The sequence below is a fragment of the Acinetobacter suaedae genome (assembly GCF_008630915.1).
Classification (GTDB): Bacteria; Pseudomonadota; Gammaproteobacteria; order Pseudomonadales; family Moraxellaceae; genus Acinetobacter; species Acinetobacter suaedae.
On sequence record NZ_CP043909.1, the window covers coordinates 878,926 to 902,828 of the forward strand.

22 protein-coding genes are annotated in these 23,903 nt (G+C 34.8%); 11 read left to right on the forward strand and 11 right to left on the reverse strand.

Annotation, left to right across the window (positions count from 1 at the left end; genetic code table 11):
• Window positions 1-123 precede the first annotated feature (123 nt).
• The 3 genes from F2A31_RS04085 to F2A31_RS04095 are packed head-to-tail and all read left to right on the forward strand — an operon-like array spanning window position 124 to window position 4,486.
• Window positions 124-1,779 (forward strand): glycoside hydrolase family protein, encoded by a 1,656-nt coding sequence (locus F2A31_RS04085; RefSeq protein WP_228715647.1) that lies wholly within the window; start codon window positions 124-126, stop codon window positions 1,777-1,779.
• 18 nt (window positions 1,780-1,797) lie between these two features.
• Window positions 1,798-3,417: a CapA family protein gene (locus F2A31_RS04090; RefSeq protein WP_150025307.1), complete on the forward strand. Its 1,620-nt coding sequence runs from the start codon at window positions 1,798-1,800 to the stop codon at window positions 3,415-3,417.
• A 1-nt stretch (window position 3,418) separates the two neighbouring features.
• Complete coding sequence (locus tag F2A31_RS04095; RefSeq protein WP_150025308.1) at window positions 3,419-4,486, forward strand: YheC/YheD family protein; 1,068 nt, start codon at window positions 3,419-3,421, stop codon at window positions 4,484-4,486.
• Between the two features lie 6 nt (window positions 4,487-4,492).
• On the opposite strand, the gene F2A31_RS04100 is transcribed toward F2A31_RS04095, so the two are convergent.
• A complete protein-coding gene (locus tag F2A31_RS04100) occupies window positions 4,493-5,506 on the reverse strand; it encodes a peptidase MA family protein (RefSeq protein ID WP_150025309.1) in 1,014 nt (337 codons plus the stop codon).
• Window positions 5,506-7,050 carry a glycosyltransferase gene (locus tag F2A31_RS04105; RefSeq protein WP_150025310.1) on the reverse strand — a complete coding sequence of 515 codons (1,545 nt, stop codon included), beginning with the start codon at window positions 7,048-7,050 and terminating at the stop codon, window positions 5,506-5,508. The genes F2A31_RS04100 and F2A31_RS04105 overlap by 1 nt, the downstream gene beginning before the upstream one ends.
• A gap of 259 nt (window positions 7,051-7,309) precedes the next feature.
• Here F2A31_RS04105 and F2A31_RS04110 point away from each other — a divergent pair, with 259 nt between their 5' ends.
• The 3 genes from F2A31_RS04110 (at window position 7,310) to F2A31_RS04120 (ending at window position 10,523) form a co-directional block, all read left to right on the forward strand.
• Complete coding sequence (locus tag F2A31_RS04110; RefSeq protein ID WP_228715648.1) at window positions 7,310-8,014, forward strand: reprolysin-like metallopeptidase; 705 nt, start codon at window positions 7,310-7,312, stop codon at window positions 8,012-8,014.
• A gap of 595 nt (window positions 8,015-8,609) precedes the next feature.
• Window positions 8,610-9,653: a hypothetical protein gene (locus tag F2A31_RS04115; RefSeq protein WP_150025311.1), complete on the forward strand. Its 1,044-nt coding sequence runs from the start codon at window positions 8,610-8,612 to the stop codon at window positions 9,651-9,653.
• Window positions 9,654-9,818: 165 nt separating this feature from the next.
• Window positions 9,819-10,523 carry a hypothetical protein gene (locus tag F2A31_RS04120; RefSeq protein WP_150025312.1) on the forward strand — a complete coding sequence of 235 codons (705 nt, stop codon included), beginning with the start codon at window positions 9,819-9,821 and terminating at the stop codon, window positions 10,521-10,523.
• Between the two features lie 78 nt (window positions 10,524-10,601).
• On the opposite strand, the gene F2A31_RS04125 is transcribed toward F2A31_RS04120, so the two are convergent.
• Window positions 10,602-11,339: a metalloprotease gene (locus tag F2A31_RS04125; protein ID WP_150025313.1), complete on the reverse strand. Its 738-nt coding sequence runs from the start codon at window positions 11,337-11,339 to the stop codon at window positions 10,602-10,604.
• Window positions 11,340-11,427: 88 nt separating this feature from the next.
• Between F2A31_RS04125 and F2A31_RS04130 the strand changes: the two genes are divergently transcribed.
• Both F2A31_RS04130 and F2A31_RS04135 read left to right on the forward strand, forming a co-directional pair.
• On the forward strand, window positions 11,428-11,742 hold the full coding sequence (locus F2A31_RS04130) for an MGMT family protein (protein WP_150025314.1): 315 nt from the start codon (window positions 11,428-11,430) through the stop codon (window positions 11,740-11,742).
• A gap of 97 nt (window positions 11,743-11,839) precedes the next feature.
• The gene (locus F2A31_RS04135) at window positions 11,840-12,343 is read left to right on the forward strand and encodes a hypothetical protein (RefSeq protein ID WP_150025315.1); all 504 of its coding nucleotides are present in this window, start codon (window positions 11,840-11,842) and stop codon (window positions 12,341-12,343) included.
• Window positions 12,344-12,412: 69 nt separating this feature from the next.
• Here F2A31_RS04135 and F2A31_RS04140 read toward each other — a convergent pair whose 3' ends face one another.
• The 6 genes from F2A31_RS04140 to carA all read right to left on the reverse strand — a co-directional run bounded on the left by F2A31_RS04140 (window position 12,413) and on the right by carA (window position 19,034).
• A complete protein-coding gene (locus F2A31_RS04140; RefSeq protein WP_150025316.1) occupies window positions 12,413-12,850 on the reverse strand; it encodes a universal stress protein in 438 nt (145 codons plus the stop codon).
• Between the two features lie 223 nt (window positions 12,851-13,073).
• Window positions 13,074-13,700: a CatB-related O-acetyltransferase gene (locus F2A31_RS04145; RefSeq protein ID WP_150025317.1), complete on the reverse strand. Its 627-nt coding sequence runs from the start codon at window positions 13,698-13,700 to the stop codon at window positions 13,074-13,076.
• A 62-nt stretch (window positions 13,701-13,762) separates the two neighbouring features.
• The gene (locus F2A31_RS04150) at window positions 13,763-13,978 is read right to left on the reverse strand and encodes a hypothetical protein (RefSeq protein WP_150025318.1); all 216 of its coding nucleotides are present in this window, start codon (window positions 13,976-13,978) and stop codon (window positions 13,763-13,765) included.
• Window positions 13,979-14,078: 100 nt separating this feature from the next.
• Window positions 14,079-14,555: a transcription elongation factor GreA gene (greA, locus tag F2A31_RS04155; RefSeq protein WP_004878279.1), complete on the reverse strand. Its 477-nt coding sequence runs from the start codon at window positions 14,553-14,555 to the stop codon at window positions 14,079-14,081.
• Between the two features lie 91 nt (window positions 14,556-14,646).
• Window positions 14,647-17,880: a carbamoyl-phosphate synthase large subunit gene (gene carB / locus F2A31_RS04160; RefSeq protein WP_150025319.1), complete on the reverse strand. Its 3,234-nt coding sequence runs from the start codon at window positions 17,878-17,880 to the stop codon at window positions 14,647-14,649.
• Between the two features lie 14 nt (window positions 17,881-17,894).
• Window positions 17,895-19,034 (reverse strand): glutamine-hydrolyzing carbamoyl-phosphate synthase small subunit, encoded by a 1,140-nt coding sequence (gene carA / locus F2A31_RS04165; RefSeq protein WP_150025320.1) that lies wholly within the window; start codon window positions 19,032-19,034, stop codon window positions 17,895-17,897.
• Between the two features lie 361 nt (window positions 19,035-19,395).
• Here carA and F2A31_RS04170 point away from each other — a divergent pair, with 361 nt between their 5' ends.
• A complete protein-coding gene (locus tag F2A31_RS04170) occupies window positions 19,396-19,938 on the forward strand; it encodes a hypothetical protein (RefSeq protein ID WP_150025321.1) in 543 nt (180 codons plus the stop codon).
• 52 nt (window positions 19,939-19,990) lie between these two features.
• Here the strand turns inward: F2A31_RS04170 and F2A31_RS04175 are convergent, their stop codons facing one another.
• The gene (locus tag F2A31_RS04175; RefSeq protein WP_150025322.1) at window positions 19,991-20,527 is read right to left on the reverse strand and encodes a DOMON-like domain-containing protein; all 537 of its coding nucleotides are present in this window, start codon (window positions 20,525-20,527) and stop codon (window positions 19,991-19,993) included.
• 5 nt (window positions 20,528-20,532) lie between these two features.
• Window positions 20,533-20,859, reverse strand: coding sequence for a ribosome assembly RNA-binding protein YhbY (gene yhbY / locus F2A31_RS04180; protein ID WP_004640287.1), 327 nt, complete (start codon window positions 20,857-20,859; stop codon window positions 20,533-20,535).
• A 265-nt stretch (window positions 20,860-21,124) separates the two neighbouring features.
• On the opposite strand from yhbY, the gene rlmE reads away from it, so the two are divergent.
• Together rlmE and ftsH are read left to right on the forward strand one after the other, a co-directional pair.
• The gene (gene rlmE / locus F2A31_RS04185) at window positions 21,125-21,775 is read left to right on the forward strand and encodes a 23S rRNA (uridine(2552)-2'-O)-methyltransferase RlmE (protein ID WP_150025323.1); all 651 of its coding nucleotides are present in this window, start codon (window positions 21,125-21,127) and stop codon (window positions 21,773-21,775) included.
• A 137-nt stretch (window positions 21,776-21,912) separates the two neighbouring features.
• A complete protein-coding gene (gene ftsH, locus F2A31_RS04190; RefSeq protein ID WP_150025324.1) occupies window positions 21,913-23,808 on the forward strand; it encodes an ATP-dependent zinc metalloprotease FtsH in 1,896 nt (631 codons plus the stop codon).
• Window positions 23,809-23,903 lie beyond the last annotated feature (95 nt).

Consider the following 23,903-nt stretch of genomic DNA (forward strand, 5'->3'; position numbering starts at 1 on the left):
AGAAAAAAAGAGAGCTTTAGAGCTCTCTTTTTTTATTAAATAAGTAAATACACATATTCAAATAAAAGTTATATGCTATATTTTGTGGCAGGATAAATGTTTATAATCAATAAAGTGGAAGATATGGGCGTTCAAACTTACAATGAATTATTAGACTTTAAAAAGAAATTAGAGTGCTGGATAGACAAAGAAATTGAAGATAAAAAAATAAATGAAAATGTTTTTTGTATTTTTCTATCCTACGGTGGAAAAGATCAAAGATGCAGTGTTTGGAATAATGCTGATCAAAATGTACACTTAGTGAAGAAAAGATTATTTAACTTTGTCGATAAAATCTTTGAAAAAAATAAAACTCTGCTTAACTTTATAAAAGTAGATATTGCTTACCAAATTGAACAACAGGCATGGCCAAGTGTTGTTTATCAAGTAATCAATCAAGAACATAATAATCATTATCGGAAAGGCATTAGTTTAGATGAAAACTTTAATATTGCATTTCTTGAACAAGAAATTTATGGACGAGCAATAATAAGAGGTCTGAGATATGACCAACCTAACTTTTTCGATGAGCAAAATTTAAATAATGCGATTAAGAAGAAATATCCTAATATTCAAAAGAAAATAATTTTAGACCAACTTCAACTCGTATGGACTTTTGAAACATATGGTGCAATATATGAAAATAATCAATTTATTGCATTACAAAGTGGTGGTTGCCAAAATGGTGTTAGAGAACTTCTAAAAGATAAAAAAGAACATTTAGAACATTTGATTGAAAAAAATGCAGAATTCTTGGAGCAGCAAATTCAAGAAAATGGCCGGTTTATTTACGGTTATTTTCCTGCCTTTGATCGTGAGCTAAAAAGCTACAATACGGTTCGCCATTGTACATCGGTATATGCATTAATCGAAAGTTTTGAAGTTAAAGAAAAACAAGCCTATTGGCCAAAAGTTTATACTGCAATTCAGTATGCTATTGATACTTTTTATAAAGAAAAACAAAATAATATTGCATTTATGATAGATGGAGAAAAAGATCCAGAAATTAAGCTGGGATCAAACGCTGCTGCTATTCTCATGCTTACAAAATATCAAGAACTTACCCAAGATGACCGCTATTTAAAATATGCTGAAGCGATTGCAAACGGGATTATGGAAATGGTTGATGAGAAGGGTGAAACAACTCATGTCTTGCATTATCCAAGTTTAGATGTGAAAGAAAAATTCCGCATCGTGTACTATGATGGAGAAGCCGCATTAGCATTGTTGAGACTTTATCAAATCAATTATGATGAACGACTTCTTTCAACCGTAAAACGTATGTTTGAGCATTTTATTGAGAAGAAATACGAAAAATATCATGATCATTGGTTAAGTTATTGTACGAACGAACTCACGAAAATTTGTCCTGAAGAGAAATATTTTCAATTTGGTTTAAACAATTATTTAAAACATATGAATTTTATTAAAAATAGAAAAACAGCGTATGCAACATTTCTAGAAATGTTAATGTCCGCATATAAAATGGTAAATCGATTAAAAGAACAAGGTTATGATGAGCTTTATGCCAAAGCTGAATTTGATAAGCTAAAAGAATTGATCGAAATCAGAAGTGAATTTCAAAGAAGTGGTTTCTTCTATCCTGAAGTTGCAATGTATATGGCAAGACCAGATAAAATCTTAAATGCTTTTTATGTACGTCATGACCGTTTTAGAACACGTATAGATGACCAAGAGCATAACTTATCTGGATATGTAGCTTATGTAAAATATTTTTAAGTTTAAAATGGCGGCAACATGTTTTATATAAAATTAGATTCCGACCTCAATATTACTTCTAAATATAATGCAGATGATAGGTTGAAAAATAAGTATTGTTATGAAATTAGCAATATATTTGAAGATGAAGTATCTGAACTTATAAAAGGAAGAAAAAATTATACAACACAAATAATTTTTGAGCACTGTATTGATTTTAAATGTGGTATAAGAGGGAGTGGGTTTTATCTATCACAATATTTATATTTTTTGAATAGCTATGTAGATAAAGAGGTGCTGTCTAATATATTACTTAAAAATATGAGCAAAAAAACAATTCAAAGTATTATTGAATTTTATAGTACCTTACCAAGTAAATATTTTTCATTATTTCGACCTTTAAGTAATGAAGTTAATGGTTTAATTTTGGAGCCATTTACTGATTTAAGAGATAATAGTCTTATTGATTATATAGTTCATTTGTCTGTTTTAGAAGAAAGAGTATTCTTGATTAGATATTTTCTAAATGGGAGAGTGAAATACATGGTTGTTGGAGGTCAATTTGAAGATAGAGAATATGATAGTTTAATTCCTTATTTATTTGAAAATGAAATATCAGATTTAAATATTCAGGAAATATATGTTGAAAATCCAGTTATTAATTTTGCTGGTGATACATATTTTGGTGAGCGTTATACAGAGAAAAGAAGAATTAAGGGGGAAGAAGATGGTTTGATGAAATATGGATATTGTCACTCATTTTCAGATATTAATAATTTTTTTGGAAAAGATGAATTTAATATTGTAAATTTTGAGGCAAGTTTCAATACTAGCCAATACTCGCCATTTATTAAGCAAAAGGGATACTTACTTTTTGCAGAACCTATGGAAACAATAAAAGAGCTAAAAAGTGTGGGTTTTGACTGTATTTGTTTAGCTAATAATCATACTTTAGATTTTGGTGAAAATAGTCTTACTAATACGTTGAATATTTTTAAAGAAAATGGGTTTTATGTGATGGGGGCGGGTGAGAATCAAAAAGAGGCAAATAAAATTATAGAAATTAATTATAATGATAAAAAAATAGCAATATTTAATGGTTATTGGCGAAATCACCATTATACTAAATATGGGTTTTATTCTTTAAGTAATAGAGCTGGTGTAAATTTATTGAGTGGTGTGCTATTTCATCAAATAAATTTATATAAAAAGAAGAATCCGAATGCTATAGTTTTTTGTTTCTGTCATTGGGGGAGGGATTTTGAACCAGTACATAAATATCAAAAATATTTGGCTAGAAGGTTGATAAAATCTGGTGCTGATGTAATAGTTGGACATGGTTCTCATTGTATACAGAATATTGAGGTCTATCATAATAAGCATATTCTATATGGTATAGGGAATTGTGTTTTTAATAGTGATGGAGAGTATAATGAAAAAAATGTGCTACCCTACGGGTTACTTATTAAATTAGATATAAAAGATCTAACGATGAAATTATATCCTATTTTTATAAATAATTTAAAAAACTTTTGGAAACCTCGGTATGTTTTTGAGGACGAGTTTGTTGAATTGAAGAATTTCTTTGAAGAAGGAAAAGATATTAATTTTGAAAAAGACTGTCTTGGGAATTTTTTTAAAATTAAAGTAGGTACATAAAATGTTAATTGGTATTCTAAAACCAAATAATAAATTAACTGATGTTGAAACAATATTTATTATGGTCGCTCAAAACCGTGGGCATAAGGCATTTGTTTTTTCTGCAAGAGATGTAAATTTTTCAGAAAGAAAAATTTTTGGTAAGACAATTGAAAAAGGAAGAGTAGTTGATGATCATTTTTCATTTCCTGATATAATACAGAATAGGCTTTCAGTTAGTGAGTATGATATACCGACATACGTTAGATTAGCAAGAGAAATTTATTTTACGACACATCATATTGAAACTAAATTAGATATTTATAAAAGGATGAAGGATCATGAGTTAATGAGAGAGTATGTTCTGGATTCAAAATATTGTCGTGACTTTAGTGATTTAATTTTTTATATTAATAAATATGATTATGTTATAGTGAAACCTCTATCAAGTAAGCAAGCAATTGGTATTTTTACAATAAAGAAAAATGGTGATTTATTTATATTTAAAGAATTAGGGGTAAATCTTAGTTTAAATGAAAAGGATTTGGAAAAAGTTTTTCATGAAAAGACTTTTAATCAATATTTTTTAGTAAGTCCCTTTTTTTTTAGTCAAACTAATAATGGTTTAGCATCTGTCTTTCGGTTACATATGGTATTAGGAGGAGATGGAAAGTGGGAAAGAATAAAATTTTTCCCATATGTGAATTTAGATAATAATCAAGATATAGCTAATGGATTACAAGGAGCATTAATTTCTACAAGAGAAGAGCTTTTTTTACAACAATTTTATCCAGGAAAAGATAAAGATATTTTATTAAAAGTTGATAAAATTTTTCATCATATCTCCTCTTTTATGACGGATCTTTATGATTGGCCCATAGATGCTATTGGTGTGGATATTGGTGTAAATCAGAATGGAGAAATAAAAATATTTGAAATAAATGCAGGACCTGGGGTAGGTTTTATGGCTTATCCAGTTGCTGAAAAACAAATTTTATATTATGAGTGGGTTTGCGAAAACAATAAAAAGGTAAAAGTTAATAATTTTCTACCCAAAAGATATAGGAGGTATTATAATAATGTTTATTGAAAATTTTTAATTAATTTCTTGCTTTAATATTTTTTTAAAAGAATTTTTTTTATTATATTCTTTGGGGTTTTTCTCTAACTTCCTATGTAGCACAGAAAGAATATTTTTATTATAAATATGAGACTTTTGTGTACTATCTTTCCAATTATATGGCTCCCAATTGTTTTGCTGAGAAAGGCGTTTATCTTCTTGACCTAAATCTTTTAGAAATTCATGTATAAAAACTGTTCCTTTTAGATAGTGATCCTGAAATACTGGTTTGCCATCAATATATTTTGTTTGTAATAAGCCTTTTGGGAGAGGAAGCTTTTCATTTGATTGATCTACTAAGAGGGTAATTGAGCTCCATACTTTAGAAGCCTGATAGCTACTTTGTATAAATGTTTGTTCAAATTTTTCTTTTGTTTTAGGTAGAGAAATCGTTCCATAAGCACCTGTTTGCCCTTTAGTTATAATTCCTTCAGACCATGCTGCAAGTCCCTCATTTAGCCACTTAGGTTTGAACATGGTATAGCCATAAATATAAAGATGGAAAAGCTCATGTGCAGCTACAGAGGATCGGGTCGTAAAATTGGGAATGTTATTGCTTAAGCTTATAATTAATGCACATTCATTTTTTTTCAGTGGGTTGTTGGTATGTAAATGAGCTTTGCTATATGCTATTCCAAGGCCACTAAGTTTTTGTATATGGATGTCTATATATTTTGCAGATTTGTAACGTGGACTTTGCAATGGATTTTGATAACCAAGAGCATCCCATGCTTGCATTACAGTATTTATTTGAATTGCAATATTTTCAATGTAGTCGGGTATATTATTGTGATTATGATCAGCTTTATCGCTAATTGCATTTTCACCTTGAGTTGTATAGAAAATACGAATATTGTTTTTTCCATAGTAGACTTGATTTAAGTGTTCAAGGACTTCAGGGGTGCTTTTCGGACAAATTTCCGGTGTATTAGTAATACAAGCTGTATTCATAAAGCATAAAATAGGAATATAAATTTTTAATTTACTCATTATCTTATCTCTTGAAATAGTGTCTTCCACTTATCAGCAAAGAGCTTATGATCAGATAATTGCGTAGATGCATAGGCTGCTTTGCTAAATGCTTGTCTTTTTTTATGATCTCTTAATAATAATATCACTTTTTCAGAAAATAATGTCTCATTTTCAAATGGAATTAAATAGCCATTTTCTTCATGCTTGATCATATCTGATGGCCCATAATTTATGTTATAACTGATACTTGGACAGCCATGACATAAAGCTTCTAGAATAGCCATCCCAAAGCCCTCAGAGCGGCTTGAAAATAAAAATAAACTTGCTTTTTTATAGAGTTGATCCGTATTTTCAGTGTAGCCCATAAGTTTGATATGATCTTCAAGATCATACTTTTTGATTTCATTTTGTAAAAAATCCTTTTCAGAGCCAAAGCCATAAATATGTAGATATGCATTTGGAAGTTGTTCAACCACTTTTTTAAAAATACGAATCAGACTATCTAAATTCTTTGCTTTATCATACCGTGCAACTGTAAGGCAGAATAATGGATCTCGTTCATGAAACTGCGTTAGTTCGATATTTTTTTCATAAATATGTGGAATAACAAAGAGTTTATTCTCAATATCGAATCTTTGAGCAATATGTTCTTTTTGCTTTTTTGTTAATACAACAAGTGCATCTAGATCATGGTGATGATTGAAATATCCACGATAATGTCGATTAATACTTGATTTTAAAATGTCGGAACCATTCAGATGAGAAGCATGAATAGTTCCTATTAAGCGCATATTTTTTTGTTTGATTTTACGAAGTAAAGCAAAGGAGTGTATCGCCCGATCGATAAAAATATAAATAAGACGGTCAGCATATTGCTGATGAATTTTTAAAAACCAATATTGAATAAGTTGCTCTTCACTATCAAATATTTCATCAATAACACCCTGGTCGTTTATCAAGAATATATTAGAAACAATGCTTTTGCCTTCACTATTAGTTTGATAGTTTTTAATGATCACAGGGTGACCAGAAACATGGTAGTATATTTCTGTGCTTATGAGTTGTGTTGTTGGGGAAATGACTTGTATGCAGCTCAAGTAACCGTATGTATCATAAATAAGCCGCCCATTTTTGATCCCATTTTGGAATGTATTTATATGACGTAAAACGGGCTGATCATCTCGATAAACTTCATAAATTATATTTTTATTTTGTTGATCATGAAAGCGCCGATCAAATGATTCAGGATGTTGACTCAGTTTTATATTCCGGTTGAATTTCTCTTTATTTGTTTTTGTGATCCGTGGATGAGCAAGTCTCAATGAAGTGCCTTGAAAATATCCATATAGATTCAGGTACTTAGTTTCTATTGGAATAATATTGTTAGATATCAATTGCCAATAATTTTGGGCAAGGTTTCTGTCATAATCTGTTGTGACAATAATAGGTTGAATATTTAGCTGTTCATGCAGAATTTTTGCTCGTTTTAAAAGTGCGAATATAAGTCCATTCTTTTTTTCATCTATTTTGGGGAAAAAGAAAAAATATTGATCATTAGTCATTAAAGTATCTCGTTAAGTAAAGCCGTAGATTTGAGAATTTATGTTAGAGTATGTTCCATACATTGGACAAAGAATATGCTAAATTTATCATAAAAAGTCACGAGGAACTTTTAAATTTTAGGTACTATGTAAAATAGATTTTGATAAAAAATTAATAAATTCATTGTTTTATTTTGGGTGTGGATTTTATTTTTATTTGTATGTATGCTTAATGTGCATCTATTGATCTGAAATTTATTAAAATAAAAGGTAAATTATTATGAAAAAAATATCCTGCACTATATTTAAAATGTTTTTGATGCTATCTGGCTCATCATCTGTTATGGCGGATACATCTTATGAGACTTTCGATATCCATTTTGCGGTATTAACATCCAACCCTTCTGCTCACTTAGTAGCTACCTTAAGTCAATTTCAAGAGGAAGTTAATATTTTAAATACTTATTTTGTTAAAGAAGATCGATCACCAATTATTAAGTTTAAATTTAAAAGTGCATCGTTTTATAATGATATTAAAAACTCTACATGTTCATTCATTGGGTTGGGAGATACAATGAATCAAAATGATACAGATTGGGCTACACATTTTAATAGTTGTAATGATCCTTTTGTAAAAAACAAAAATGCTTTAAATTTTTATGTCTTTGATAGTTATAATGAAAGTTATGGTTATAATCATAAAGATGGTTTTGGTAAGAGGAATTCAAACCGTCCTTTTATAGTCTTAGATTGGCAAAGATTGAATCATAATATTCAGGCTCCAGAAGAACATGAAATGGGGCATGCTTTTGGGTTAAGTCACTTTTGTGCATTAGGTGCTAGTCCCACATCTTCAACAAATATTATGTCTTCTTCTTGTCAAGGTGGCTCTACAGGAAAAAGAGACATCGGTTTTAATAACGAACAAGTAAATACAATTATGTATTACGTTCCTTTAATTAAAGCTAAATTAGCATTACCGTAATATTAAGCTAACCTTATCATTATCTGAAGTACAAATAGCGAAGTTGATATGAGTTTTATCTTATAAAATCTGAGATGAAGATAAGAAATTGACTTGAAAAGGACCAGAGCTATCAGTTGAGCTACCATATCAAAACCACGACTTTAGTCCTTATTTTCGATAGTACCCAATTATTCTACTAACTGATGATTTCTTTCTAAAATTTTAATCAATTTATTGTGGATTTTTAAAGCAGAACCTTATACACTAAAAAATCCTGCATAGCTTAGTGTTTAAAAAAATTATTAAAATTAGATGATTATAAATACTCTAATTTAAACTCGACTTTAATAAGGGAAATTCGTAATATGATATATTTTCAGTACTGAGTTTTCATCTAAGAATTATATTTCTGTATAAGCCTATGCAGATAAGTTTGTGCAATTACTATCCAAAATAACTGGAGGCCAACTTAAAATTAATTGGATTTTACATATATAGTTACGTATTTTTATTTAATAGAATAAAGTGACAGAATAACTTTAATTCTGTGATGTTGAGAGGTTTGATTAAAGTTTCTATTAAATAATAATTAAATATAGAGAAAGGTAAAAAAATGATTGCTAATAAAAAAAAGTGTATATTTTTTGTAGGGTTGTTATTGAGTGCTTGTAATGATAGTGCTGAATCATTAATCATGACAGATAATAGTAAACCTATAATATTTGAGCAGTGGACTAAGTTTAATTTAGTAGAAAGGGAACCATATTTACCACCAATCTCAGATGATATTTTGGGTGAGGGGGCAGATGATGGTTCTGCTATAGTTTCATCTTCTAGAATAACATTAACATTTTATGGTGACGATTTATATGAAAAGTCTGAATTTTTTGATATGCATTTTCATCATAAAATCCAATTTAAAAGTTATGTTACTGCTAATGGAATCTTCCAAAGTGATGCTATACACCAACAGTATGGTCGACATTTAGGAAAATTGACTTTAATTGATCAAAATAAATGGGTATTATCACCAACTTTAGTGAGTGGAGCTGGTACTTTTTCTCAGACTACAAATTATAAAGTTTTAGATATCAGTGGGCAAAAAGTTTTTTATACAATGGATCCTCAGACTGCAATAAAATTTAATGGTATACCTTATTTCGATCCAATTTATGGCGTTGCAGCCACAAGACTTTATAAAAAATTATCTTCTTCGACTTTTCCAAGTGGGTCAAAATGTATTCAGATTAACACTGTCTCTCAAGATCAAGATACTTTAGATTTAATACATTATCCAGAACCTGCATTTGCACCTTATGACCAAGTGAGTATTCAAGCATTGTGGGAAAGGTATAAAGCAGAATCTAAAAGGGAAATACTTTTTAAAGATACAGAAGGATATGTTGAAGAACATAATAATTCAGGAGCAGCTAGATACAATGGGACATATTACTATTCATATTATTATCCTAAAGGAGAAGTATTTTCGTTTGAGAAAACAGTGAGCGAAGTAAAAAAAGAGTTTGATTATATGGATGATTTAGCTCCATCAGACATTAATTATGCAAAGTTATATATTGATTTTTCTAAAAAATCTTGCCACTTTTTTAATGCTCAGGCTACAGAGTTAATTAATGACTTAACTGGACTTATTTAATTAAATGTTTGGTTTATATATTGGCATAATTTTTAAATAAAACCATTTTAAGTAGATTTTTACAAATTTTAAGATGAAATTTTACGCTATAATTTTATTTAAATAGTATACAGTTTCTTGGGTAGATTTTTTTGTTCTAAGTCAAAAAATAGCAAGGAAATAATTATGAAAACAAAATTGATATTCTCAACTCTAGTAATTTGTGCGATGACTACATCAAGTACTTATGCTGACCCAGCTTATGAAACATTCGATATTCATTTTGCTGTATTAACATCTAACCCATCTGCACAAATGATAGCCACTTTAAATCAAATGAAAGAGGAGGTTAATATTCTTAACACTTACTTCGTAAAAGAGGATAGGTCACCAATTATTAAATTTAGGTTCAAGAGTGTTTCATTTTATAATGAGATTAAAAACTCTACATGTTCTTTTATTGAATTAGGAGATACAATGTATAAAAATGAAATTAACTGGGTTAGTCGTTTTAATGAGTGTAACGATCCTTTAGTTAAAGATAAGAAAGCACTTAATTTTTATGTGTATGATAGTTATACGGCTGCTGCTGGTTATAATGACAAAGATAGTTTTGGTTATAGAAATTTCAATAGGCCTTTTATTGCACTTGATTGGCAAAGATTAAATCATCAAATTCAATCTCCAGAAGAACATGAGATGGGACATGCTTTTGGGTTGACGCATGTTTGTGTATCGGGTGCAACACTTTCTACATCAACGAATATTATGGCCTCTGCTGGAGGATGTGATGGCTCAGGAGGGAAGCGCGATATTGGATTCAACGATAGTCAGGTTAATACAATTATGTATTACGTTCCTTTAATTAAAGCTAAACTAGCATCACCATAATATTAAGATAAATATATCATTGTTACATTATATAAATAAAATAGCGAAGTTGATATGAAATTTGTATTTTGTATACAATTATTTAGCTCGATGATAATAATCCATTATTGTGGAGAGTTGTTCACGATTAAATCCGATATTACGTTGGCCACCACTGCCGAGCTTACAATCAGCGCTGGTCATGATATTTGTTGAGTCTTTTAATTTTGCACCTGGTGCGCAGACATGCTTTAAGCCAAAAGCATGTCCCATTTCATGTGGTGTAGCTGCTTGAATATTATAATTTAATCTTTTCCAGTCGATTAAAATAAAAGGTTGACCTGTGTTACGAAATCCCCAACTTGTGACATCTCTGAATTTTAATCTATCACTATATGAGTCGTATATGATAAAGAAAACCTCTTTAGACCTACGCTCTGGGAAGCAACGTTTTACAGCATCAGGAATATTTTCGGTGATTATTTTCCGAGGTTGGTTAAGTTGATAAGCTAAATCACACTTACGCTTGCTAAAGTTCTCATAAGAATAATAACGATATGGCTTAAACCTGAAAATTTTTTGGTTATTCTCATCAACAAAGTACTGATTTAAGATATTAATTTCCTTAATCATTTGATTTTGATTATCAAAGACTTTAGCTTGGGGAGTATTGGTTGTATAGACAAAACTGACATAAACAATTGGTAATTTTTTTTCTTCTTCTTTGTGCAATTGGATCGGGTATTTTTCTAATGTGATATAGTTTTTTTCTTTAGTACTGCATGCCACACAGACTAAGCTGATTAGAGCTAAGGTTGTAATTTTTTTATATGCCATCGTTATGTCTCGTAGAATCCATTTCTCGTATTCTGGAATTTTGTGTGATTTTAGGATCATAATAACAATCTTTTGAGGTTTTTTCACGTTGAATGAGCATGAGTTACATCGTCAAATCCTTGAGGTTGTTAATCTGATTCCTTATGGAAAAGTAGCCAGTTATGGTCAGGTTGCAAAATTAGCGGGATTACCAAAACATGCACGTTTAGTGGGATTTGTTTTAAAGCATTTAGACCGAGAAAGTAAAGTACCTTGGCATCGTGTCATCAACTCACGAGGGCAGATCAGTATTAATAAAATAAACAACAAGGGAGAAAATGTTCAGCAATGTTTGTTAGAAGCTGAAGGCGTTTATTTTATAAACGGAAAAATAGATTTTAGAGTTTTTGGTTGGAATATTTGATAAAAATCATACAGATAAATAATGAATAGATTGTATGTGCTTAACGTTTTGGGTGCAATAAATATACATAATGTTACGTATATATTTTAGTATCTAAATGGAAAAAATTTCTTTGATTTTTGGGGTTGCTGTTCTTAGTTTATCTGGATGCGCAAGTATCATGTCTGGTCGTACTCAAACGATGACTTTTGCAAGTACACTAGAATTAAGTGATATTACTATCTTTAATAAAGCAGGAAAAAAGGTCCATGTGGGGCAGGCGCCTGTTACTGTAAATTTAAAACGTAGCGCAGGATTCTTTGTTCCTGAGCGTTATACCGTAGTGTTTGAAAAAGAAGGTTATGAGAAAAAAACGATTAATGTTTCTGCTCACGTAAATGGGTGGTATGTAGGTAATATTTTGCTTGGTGGTTTAATCGGATTGTTGATCGTTGATCCAGCAACAGGGGCAATGTATAGCTTAAGTACAAAAGATACGAGTATTGTGTTGGATGCACTCAATAAAGGAGAGACCGTCGATACTCAGTCTTTAACGATTGTTTCGACTACCGAAGTGCCAAATGATATTCTGAATAAGGCTAAGCCGATTCATATGAATTAAACTTTTGCTAGTAAAAAAGCATGGTAGTTAAAACTCCCATGCTTCTTTTTGTGGCAGAGTTAGAATTTATCAACGAACAATGAGTACAGGAAGTTGGCTTTCTGCCAAAACTTTCTGAGCAACACTTCCTAAAACAAATTGTTTAAATCCTGTGCGTCCATGTGAACCCATAATAATTAAATCACTACCAAGATTTTGAGCAGCTTTAATGATTTCTTGGTGTACTGAAAGACCCTCAAGTGTTTGAGATGCAACACTCAAGCCTAAACTCTCAAACTTTTGTTCTGCTTTGTCTAAATTGTCCTGTACATAGCCTTTAACGCGATCAATGAGCTCATTACTTTGTCCAAAGCGCAGGTAGGTATCTGCGAGATAAGGGTCTAAAGTGACTACGCCCACCACAGTTATTTGACTGTCTAATGCTTTTGCTAACTGAGCTGCTTCACGGATAACTTTGTCCGCTGTTTCTGAGTCGTCGATTGCGACTAAGATATTTTGATAGGTCATGTTTGTTACTCCTTGTTTTTACGATGTTCTATTGAATTAGCTTATAAAAATTTTGTTTAAAATATTATCCTACTTCCATATTAAACTTATTTTTTATTAAATAAAACCTAGTAAATTTATAGGGATAGTCGTTTTTTAAGGTTTATACAAAATAATATTTATGTTTAAAAATAAATGAATTTTCTTCAAAAATAGAATTTTGTTTATCAGTGACTTACATTCGTTAAGATAAATTTTTTTCAAAAAAATTTAATAGTGAATCAATGTCATTTGTTTGCAACTGTTCTCGAATTTTTAAAATTTGTTTTTCATCCAATTCATAGAGTTTAAGTGAAAGTAATTTTTTAATATCAGCTTCAGGAAAACGAGATTTGATTACTTTGGCTGGAACACCGCCAACAATCGTGTAGGGAGGGACATTTTGAGTGACTACTGCACCTGTTGCGACGACTGCACCTTCACCGAGTGTAACCCCTTGCATAATCATGGCTCGACTGCCGATCCAACAACCATCTCCAATGATTGTATCTCCTGCAGGGAGAAAGCTGCGAGTATCAAAGGGAAAAGTTGATATCCAATCAGTACGGTGTAGTTGATTACCACCCATCATGATCACGCATTCAGCACCAAAGCAGACAAAATTACCGATATAAAGTTGATCAATAGGTTTCTCTGTTGTTGAAGCTTTATCATGAAGATAACGCACCACACATCGTTCAAAACCTTGATCCCAAAAAGCAGAATAATAGGAGTAGTTACCTTTGATATGGATATTTGGATTTTTCACCGTTTTAGAAATAAATTCGAACTCACACCAGTGTTTAACAGGAGAGTTGATTAATGGATCCATGACTGAGATAAAATATTAAATGAAAGCTTGGATCATTATAGCTTTTAAAGTAGGAGAGAATGCTAATTGGAGAAAAATTTCCATAGCCAACTAAACAGACGTTGAATTTGATTGGGAAATACAAAACCGAGAACAGCACAGAGCAAGGCTGTATTTACAATAATAAGTATAGAATTAGTAGCGGGATTAACATGAAATGCCCATGTGATGGCAACACCAATACCAAGAATAATTCCTGCAAAGGTGTAGATCAATGCACTTATCAGCCGATCTTGCATTGCTATCTCTCATTTTTATTCTATTTATAAACAAGATGCCTGAAACAAAAGAACTCTTCAACCAATGAAGAGTTCTTTTGTGAATGAACCTATCGCTAGATTAGAGATATTCCACGCTCACGATTTCATATTCAACCTCACCTTGCGGTGTTTGGATTTTTGCTTCGTCGCCTTCACTTTTACCTAGAAGACCACGTGCGATTGGTGAGTTCACTGAGATTTTGTTGATTTTAAAATCTGCTTCGTCATCACCAACGATTTTATAGGTCTTACGTTCTTCTGTATCTAGATTTTCAATTGTCACCGTGACACCAAATACAACACGACCATTTTGCTCAAGATCTTTAACATCGATCACTTGGCAAGCTCCTAGCTTACCTTCGATATCTTGAATACGGCCTTCGCAGAAACCTTGTTGTTCGCGTGCTGCATGGTATTCAGCATTCTCTTTGAGGTCACCATGCTCACGTGCCTCAGCAATAGCCTGCGTAATACGTGGGCGATCAACTGTTTTTAACTGTTGTAATTCTTTCTCTAAGGCAACCTTGCCTTCGGGAGTCATAGGATAACGTTGCATTCTGGTCCCCTCTAAATTGGTTGGGAAAATACAGTTTAAAAAAAGAAAAAGCCCGCCACCGATAAGGTGACGGGACTTTATCGGTAGAGAATTAACCTACAGTTTGTAAATCTTGCAAGCGGTATACATCCATTGGCAATTTCACAGCAAATGCTTGACATACGGCTTCAGCGCCATTGATGGTCGTGGTGTAATACACTTTGCCTTGGAGGGCTGCACGACGAATCATTGCTGAATCATATTGAGCTTGTTTGCCTTCAGTGGTGTTGACAATAAGATGAATTTCACCATTTTTCAAGCGGTCAACAATGTGTGGGCGACCTTCGGTTACTTTATTTACAGATTCACACTCTAAACCTGCATCTTTAAGCACTTGATATGTACCATTGGTTGCAACAAGTTTGAAACCATAGTCAATCAATTGTTTTGCGATATCTGCAATGTATTTCTTATCGGATTCACGAACAGATAAGAATGCATGTTTGACTTCGCCTTCAGTTGGTAAGCCTGGTAAACGTTCGTTAGAACCAAGAACCGCCTTGTAGAATGCTTCACCAAAAGTTTGACCAACACCCATCACTTCACCTGTAGATTTCATTTCAGGTCCAAGCATTGGATCTACGCCAGGGAATTTGGCAAATGGGAATACTGCTTCTTTTACCGCAAAGCGTGTTGGGATAATCTCTTTAGTAAACCCTTGAGATTCAAGTGATTGACCTGCCATACAGCGTGCAGCCACTTTTGCTAAAGAGTCGCCAATACATTTCGATACGAAAGGTACAGTACGTGATGCACGAGGGTTTACTTCAAGAACGTAAACATCATCGCCTTTAACAGCAAATTGAACGTTCATTAAACCAACGACACCAAGCTCTTTTGCCATCGCAACTGTTTGACGGCGCATTTCATCCTGAATTTCTTTTGATAAAGAATAAGGAGGGATTGAGCAAGCTGAGTCTCCAGAGTGAATACCTGCTTGTTCAATATGCTGCATGATACCGCCGATTACGACATCTTTACCATCAGACACACAGTCAACGTCAACTTCTGTTGCATCATCAAGGAAGTGGTCTAGTAGGACAGGGGCTTCATTTGATGCCTGTACAGCTTCACGAAGGTAACGTTTCAGTTCTTCCTCGTTGTATACAATTTCCATTGCACGGCCACCTAATACATAAGATGGACGTACAACCAGTGGATAACCCACTTTTGCAGCTTCCGAAATACCTTCTTCAGCAGATTTTACAATGCTGTTGTTTGGTTGACGAAGTTGTAAACGTTGAATCATTTGTTGGAAACGTTCACGGTCTTCTGCACGGTCAATTGCATCTGGAGATGTACCAATGATTGGTGTACCAGCTTCTTCTAAAGCACGAGCTAATTTAAGTGGAGTTTGACCACCATATTGAACGATTACGCCTTTAGGTTTTTCGGTACGAACGATTTCAAGTACATCTTCTAATGTAACAGGTTCGAAGTACAAACGATCTGATGTGTCATAGTCAGTAGAAACAGTTTCAGGGTTACAGTTCACCATGATTGTTTCGTAACCGTCTTCACGCATAGCTAATGCAGCGTGTACACAGCAGTAGTCAAATTCAATACCTTGACCGATACGGTTTGGACCACCACCAATCACCATGATTTTGTCACGATTTGATGGGTTTGCTTCACACTCTTCGTCGTAAGTTGAATACATGTATGCTGTGCCAGATTCGAATTCTGCAGCACAGGTATCAACACGTTTGTAAACTGGATAAACACCCAAGTTCCAACGTTGTTTACGGAATTGTTTTTGAGAAATACCCATCAAGTTGGCGATACGAAGGTCTGATAAACCTTTACGCTTGAATGAACGAATATTGTCAGCATTCAAATCACCAAAACCTAAAGTTTTTACTTGAGCTTCAGTTTTGATGATGTCTTCGATTTGGATCAGGAACCAACGGTCAATTTTAGTCGCTTCAAATACATCATCTAAAGAGAAGCCATGGCGGAATGCATCAGCAACATACCAGATACGTTCTGGACCAGGAACTTTCAGCTCTTTTAAGATAATGTCTTTGGCATTAACTGTACCCGCTTCAACTTTTTCATCAAAGCCACATACGCCAACTTCAAGACCACGAAGTGCCTTTTGTACAGATTCTTGGAAGTTACGGCCAATCGCCATTACTTCACCCACAGATTTCATTTGAGTGGTAAGAACAGGCTCTGCTTGTGGGAATTTCTCGAAGTTAAAACGTGGAATCTTGGTAACGACATAGTCAATCGATGGTTCGAAGCTAGCAGGAGTCACACCACCAGTGATGTCATTTTTCAATTCATCAAGGGTGTAACCAACAGCAAGTTTTGCTGCGATTTTAGCGATTGGGAAACCTGTTGCTTTAGAAGCAAGTGCAGATGAACGAGATACACGAGGGTTCATCTCAATTACCACCATGCGACCGTCTTTCGGATTAATACCGAATTGAACGTTCGAACCACCTGTTTCTACACCAATTTCACGAAGAACTGCAATCGATGCATTACGCATGATTTGGTATTCTTTGTCAGTCAATGTTTGAGCTGGCGCAACAGTGATAGAGTCACCTGTGTGAACACCCATTGGATCGAAGTTTTCAATCGCACATACGATAATACAATTGTCGTTTTTGTCACGAACAACTTCCATTTCGTATTCTTTCCAACCAATCAAAGATTCATCGATCAATAATTGGTGAGTAGGAGAGAGGTCGAAACCACGTTCACAGATTTCAAGGAATTCTTCTCGGTTATAGGCGATACCACCACCAGAACCACCCATCGTGAATGATGGACGAATAATGACAGGGAAGCCGAAGCGAGATTGAATTTCTAAAGCCTCTTCCATGGTTTCAGCAATAGCAGCTTTAGGACATTCTAGACCAATTTTACGCATTGCTTGGTCAAAGAGTTTACGGTCTTCAGCTTTTTCAATCGCTTCTTTGGTCGCACCGATTAACTCAACATTGTATTTTGCAAGAACACCGTGTTCATCTAGTGCGAGTGCACAGTTGAGGGCTGTTTGACCGCCCATCGTTGGGAGGACCGCATCTGGGCGTTCTTTTTCAATGATTTGTGCAACCGTTTGCCAAGTAATTGGTTCAATATAAGTTGCATCTGCCATTGAAGGGTCAGTCATAATGGTTGCTGGGTTAGAGTTCACCAAAATAACGCGATAACCTTCTTCACGAAGTGCTTTACATGCTTGCGCACCTGAATAGTCAAACTCACACGCCTGACCAATGACAATAGGACCAGCACCAATAATTAAGATGCTTTTAATATCCGTACGTTTAGGCATTATTCGCTCCTTAATTACTTCTTAGCTGCTTCAATAAGTTCGATGAAATGATCGAACAATGGAGCGCAATCATGTGGACCTGGGCTCGCTTCAGGGTGTCCTTGGAAGCTGAATGCAGGTTTATCAGTGCGATGAATACCTTGGTTTGTACCATCAAACAACGAACGATGTGTTACTTTTAAGTTTGAAGGTAAGGTGTTTTCATCAACTGCGAAGCCATGGTTTTGAGACGTGATCATCACTGTACCATTTTCAAGATTTTGTACAGGATGGTTTGCACCGTGGTGACCATGATTCATTTTCATGGTCTTTGCACCAGAAGCAAGTGCTAAAATTTGGTGACCTAAACAAATACCAAATACAGGTAATGTGGTTGTATCAACAATCGTTTTAACTGCTTCAATTGCGTAGTCACAAGCCGCTGGATCACCAGGACCGTTTGATAGGAATACACCATCTGGATTTAACGCAAGTACTTTTTCAACAGGTGTTTGTGCAGGAACGACAGTCAATTTACAACCACGGTCTGCAAGCATACGTAAGATGTTGGTTTTGACACCATAGTCGTATGCAACGACATGATATTTTAGTTCTGGTTGAGTAAAACCTTGACCTAAAGTCCAAGAACCTTCAGTCCATTCAAAACCTGTTGGGTCACAGCACTCTTTCGCAAGGTCTAAGCCATTTAAACCGCCAAACGCGCGAGCTTTAGCGATAGCTTCTTCTTCAGTAATGTTTTCACCCGCAAGGATACAACCATTTTGTGCACCTTTATCACGTAAAATACGAGTGAGTTTTCGCGTATCGATATCAGCAATAGCTACAACATTTTGTGCTTGTAAATATTCACTTAAGGATTGTTCAGAACGGAAGTTGCTATGTAATAAAGGAAGATCACGAATAATTAAACCATTCGCCCAAACTTTATGAATGCGACCTGATTCAACGTCTTCACTATTACAGCCAGTATTTCCAATATGAGGATAAGTCAGCGTCACAAGTTGTTGCGCGTAACTTGGATCAGTCAAAATTTCTTGATAACCAGTCATGGCAGTGTTAAAAACGACTTCACCAGTCGTACTACCCGGTGCGCCAATGGACGTTCCTTTAAAGATCGTTCCATCTGCGAGGGCTAAAATGGCGGGGGTGCTCAAACCAAAGCTCCTGAACTAAAACCACAAAAAATAGGGCTGTAAAAAAGCGAGTAGACATAAAAAAAGGCAGGCTGTTTCTAAAAAAACATGCCCTCCTTTTGGTCTGCTCGCTTATAACTTAACAGAGCATTATACGCATGAGTGAGTTAGAAGTCTATGTGTTTTAATTATTAAATACATAAATATGCAGTTTGATAGATAGTGATAAATCAAATATGGTCTATTGCTAAATATATCAATTTCATGACAGCTTGATGAGATATTATGCAAATTGTCTAACAATTTTTTAATGGTTCTTCGGCAAAGCGATTTATCTTATATTTAGCCAAAAAATCAACAATCAATATAGAGGGGAATTAAAATGGCTGAAAATCAAACTGCGTCTACTGTTGAAGATGTTAAAGAAACTGTTACGGCAAAAACTGCGAAAGCAAAAGAAACTGTGACAGAGAAAACAGCTGAAGTGAAAGAGGCTGTTGCTGTTAAAACTGCGAAAGCAAAAGAAGTGATTGCAGAAACTCAAGAGCAAGCAAAAGAAGTGATTGCAGAAACTCAAGAGCAAGTGAAAGAAGTGATTGCTGAGACTCAAGAAAAGATTGAGACTGAAGCAAAAGAATTGAATCAAAATATTCAAAATCAACTTGCGCAAATCAAACAAGATCTTCTTGAACGTATTGAGGTAATTAAAACACAACTTAATTCATCTCAAGGTAACTTACTTGAATTGAAAAATGCACTTAAGACTGAGTTAAATGCTTTAATTGAAGATTTAACGAAAGTCAGTAAAGAATTGAAAGATGACATTAGCCAGATTTCAGTAAAGCACAAAGAAACTTTAGTGGGGAGCTTGAAGCGCACTAAAGAGCAAGCCGTTGAAGCTTGGAACAAAGTTCGTGCAAGCTAATTGTAGTTGTTAGATTGAAAAAGCGAGAAAGAAATTTCTCGCTTTTTTTATGTCAAAATTGATGTAACCAGTCGCGTTTGTTATGAAAGTCGGCCTGAGGACTACTGTGTTGCATGGCAAAATAATGCATACCTTGTGTGGTGTTGAGTACAGCAGTTAGACCGAGATAAAGGTCAGACCATTTGAGTTGATGCTGTCGCATAAACTGGGAGAGATCAAGACTGACATTCAAACCATAATGTGTGCGCTGTAAATGGTTTAGCTCAATATCCTTGGCAGCGATAGGCGGCATATCTTCTGGAAAACGATATTCTTCAAATTGATAAGCTTGCCAAGCTTGAGAAGGGGAAAGATTAATTTCTCTATAGAAATCCTCATCTTTCACACCTATAAAAATTTCAAAACATGTGTTTTCCCATAGGAAGTCATGGCGTGGGTGCGCAGTAACTTGATCTGGGTAAATTAAAAATTGATTTGGGTCACGAACCCAAAAGCCAACATTCAAGGTTGCTGGCGTTTGTTGCTCAATCGCTCCAACCACCGTAATGGCACTAAAGCGATCAAAAGCAGACAGTTCATAACTTGCCATAGTGATTACTTATTACTTAAATGAGCAAAACGGACTAAGTTTGAAAGGTGTTGGTTTTGTTTTGCTGCTTTTTTATAAAGCAAAACAATTTTACCGATTTTTTGTACAGCTTCAGCACCTGTTGCTTCAACAATCGCATCAATCACTGCGGCACGGGCATCACGATCTTCGCCAGCAATTTTAACTTTAATCAGCTCATGGTCATTCAGCGCACGTTGAGCTTCCTCAATAACACTTTCTGTAAGACCTTGACCGCCAATCATAACTACAGGGTTTAGTGCATGACCAATTTGACGTAAACGTTTACGTTCATGGATAGATAAAGCCGCCATTAAAAATACCTGATTCGAAAAACGACCTAGTATAGCAAAACTTGGTTGCGCTTGCGGAATTTTAATTGATGCTTTATTTGGATAAAAAGACCAAGGCTATTTTGTTTATAAAGCTTTTAACTTGAGGAAATCTGCGTTGATTTCTTCAATCACGATAATCAAAAAAATCTGTAAAAGATCGTATGAACGAAGTGGAGTAATACTGTAATCAACATAATTTTCACGTACAATGACCAATCAGAAGTTTTTTGAAATTTAGTGAGTTATGGCGACACGCATTACCAATCAAAAATTGTCGAAAAGCAGTCGTGCATGGATGAGAGAGCACTTAGATGATCCTTTTGTAAAAAAAGCACAGAAGGAGGGTTATCGTGCACGTGCAGCTTATAAACTGCTTGAAATCCAAGAAAAATATAAAATGATTAAACCTGGTATGACGGTTGTGGATTTAGGTGCAGCTCCTGGAAGTTGGTCTCAAATCGCAGGTAAACTGGTCGGCTCGAATGGTCTCGTAATTGCATCCGATATTTTAGAAATGGATGCACTTCCAGATGTCACTTTTTTACAGGGTGATTTCCGTGAGGAAGAAGTTTTCGAAAAATTGTTAAATATTTTAAATGGACGTCAAGTAGACGTTGTAATTTCGGATATGGCCCCCAATACATCAGGTAATAGGGCTGTTGATCAACCACGTCAAATTTATTTGTGTGAATTGGCTTTGGACTTTGCTCAAAAAGTACTTGGACCGAATGGACAGTTTGTAGTTAAGGTGTTCCAAGGTTCTGGTTTTGATGAGTTTAGAAAGCAAGTGGTCGATAGTTTTGATGTATTAAAGACAGCAAAACCTGCGGCATCCCGTGCTCGATCAAAAGAGGTTTTTTTGATTGGTCAAGGTCGCAAGAAAGCGTTGCGATAAAAAGTATACTTGCCAAGTTGCTAAAAATTGTGCATTTTGTACCTTTTAAGTTTTTTGTAACGCAAATCCATTGCTGTTTTTGTGAAGGTCAGCCAAGATTAGGTATGATCAAATTAGATTGATATGGGAATAAAGCCTTGAGCGATTACTTCAAGAATGCCGTATTGTGGCTCGTCATACTCGGTGTTCTGATTTTGATTTTTAGCAACGTCAGTGACCGAAATAAACCTGCGGCGATGAAATATTCCGATTTCGTTGCAGCGGTGAATGCTGGACAAATTAAACAAGTTACGATTGATGGTTTAAATATCAGTGGTGAGAAAACAGATAACTCTTCATTTGAGACTGTTCGTCCACAAGTAGAAGACACTCAGTTGCTACCAAGCTTGAACAAGCACAATGTCGTAGTTGAAGGTATTGCACCACAACGCCAAGGCATTTTGATGCAACTTCTCATTGCAAGTTTCCCTATTTTATTAATTATTTTGTTGTTCATGTTCTTTATGCGCAACATGGGTGGGGGAGCCGGTGGAAAAAATGGTCCAATGAGTTTTGGTAAATCAAAAGCAAAAATGCTGTCTGAAGACCAAATCAAAGTGACCTTTACCGATGTTGCTGGTTGTGATGAAGCTAAACAAGAAGTGGTTGAGATCGTTGACTTCTTAAAAGATCCTGCCAAATTCAAGCGCCTTGGAGCAACTATTCCACGTGGTGTATTGATGGTAGGTCCTCCTGGTACAGGTAAGACTTTATTAGCAAAAGCAATCGCAGGTGAAGCCAAAGTTCCTTTCTTTAGTATTTCTGGTTCTGACTTCGTAGAAATGTTTGTCGGTGTGGGTGCTTCGCGTGTTCGTGATATGTTTGAACAAGCTAAACGTAATGCACCGTGTATTATCTTCATCGATGAGATTGATGCTGTTGGTCGTCATCGTGGTTCAGGTACCGGTGGTGGTCATGATGAACGTGAGCAAACCTTAAACCAAATGCTTGTTGAAATGGATGGTTTTGAAGGCAATGAAGGCGTTATTGTGATTGCAGCAACCAACCGTGTTGACGTATTAGATAAAGCATTACTTCGTCCTGGACGTTTTGACCGTCAAGTGATGGTTGGTTTACCTGATATTCGTGGTCGTGAGCAAATCCTCAATGTACATTTGAAGAAGTTACCATCTGTTACTGGTGTGGATGTTAAGATCCTTGCACGTGGTACACCTGGTTTTTCTGGTGCACAATTGGCAAACCTCGTCAATGAAGCTGCATTATTTGCTGCTCGCCGTAATAAAAACACGGTGGATATGCATGATTTTGAAGATGCAAAAGACAAGATCTACATGGGACCTGAGCGTAAATCAATGGTGATTCGTGAAGAAGAACGCCGTGCAACAGCGTACCATGAAGCAGGTCATGCGATTGTTGCTGAGATCTTACCGGGTACTGATCCTGTGCATAAAGTAACGATTATGCCACGTGGTTGGGCATTGGGTGTCACTTGGCAGCTTCCTGAACAGGATCAAACCAGTCACTATAAAGACAAGATGTTAAATGAACTATCTATCTTGTTTGGTGGGCGTATTGCTGAAGAAATCTTCATTAATCAAATGTCAACTGGTGCATCAAATGACTTTGAGCGTGCGACAAAAATGGCACGTGCAATGGTCACTAAGTACGGTATGTCTGATGCGCTTGGTGTCATGGTTTATGAAGATGAGAATCACAATGGCTTCTTTGGTAACGTTGGTAGTCGTACTATTTCTGAAGCAACTCAACAGAAAGTGGATGAAGAAGTTCGTCGTATTCTTGATCAGCAATACAAAGTTGCACGTGATATCTTAGAAAACAACCAAGAAATTGCACATGCGATGGTAAAAGCGTTGATGGAATGGGAAACCATTGATCGTGACCAAATCCGTGACATCATGGAAGGTCGTGAACCACAACCACCAAAAGTCTATGTTGCTGAGAATCCTGTGGCTGATTTTGAACCACCGAAAGATGGTCCATCTACACCACCACCATTGCCAGCGATGAGCTAATGTAGCGATCCAATATAAGAGCGACTTCGGTCGCTCTTTTTTTGTTTAACTTTTCGATGAAGCTGAAAATAAATCAACTTTGAGTAGGTGGCTGT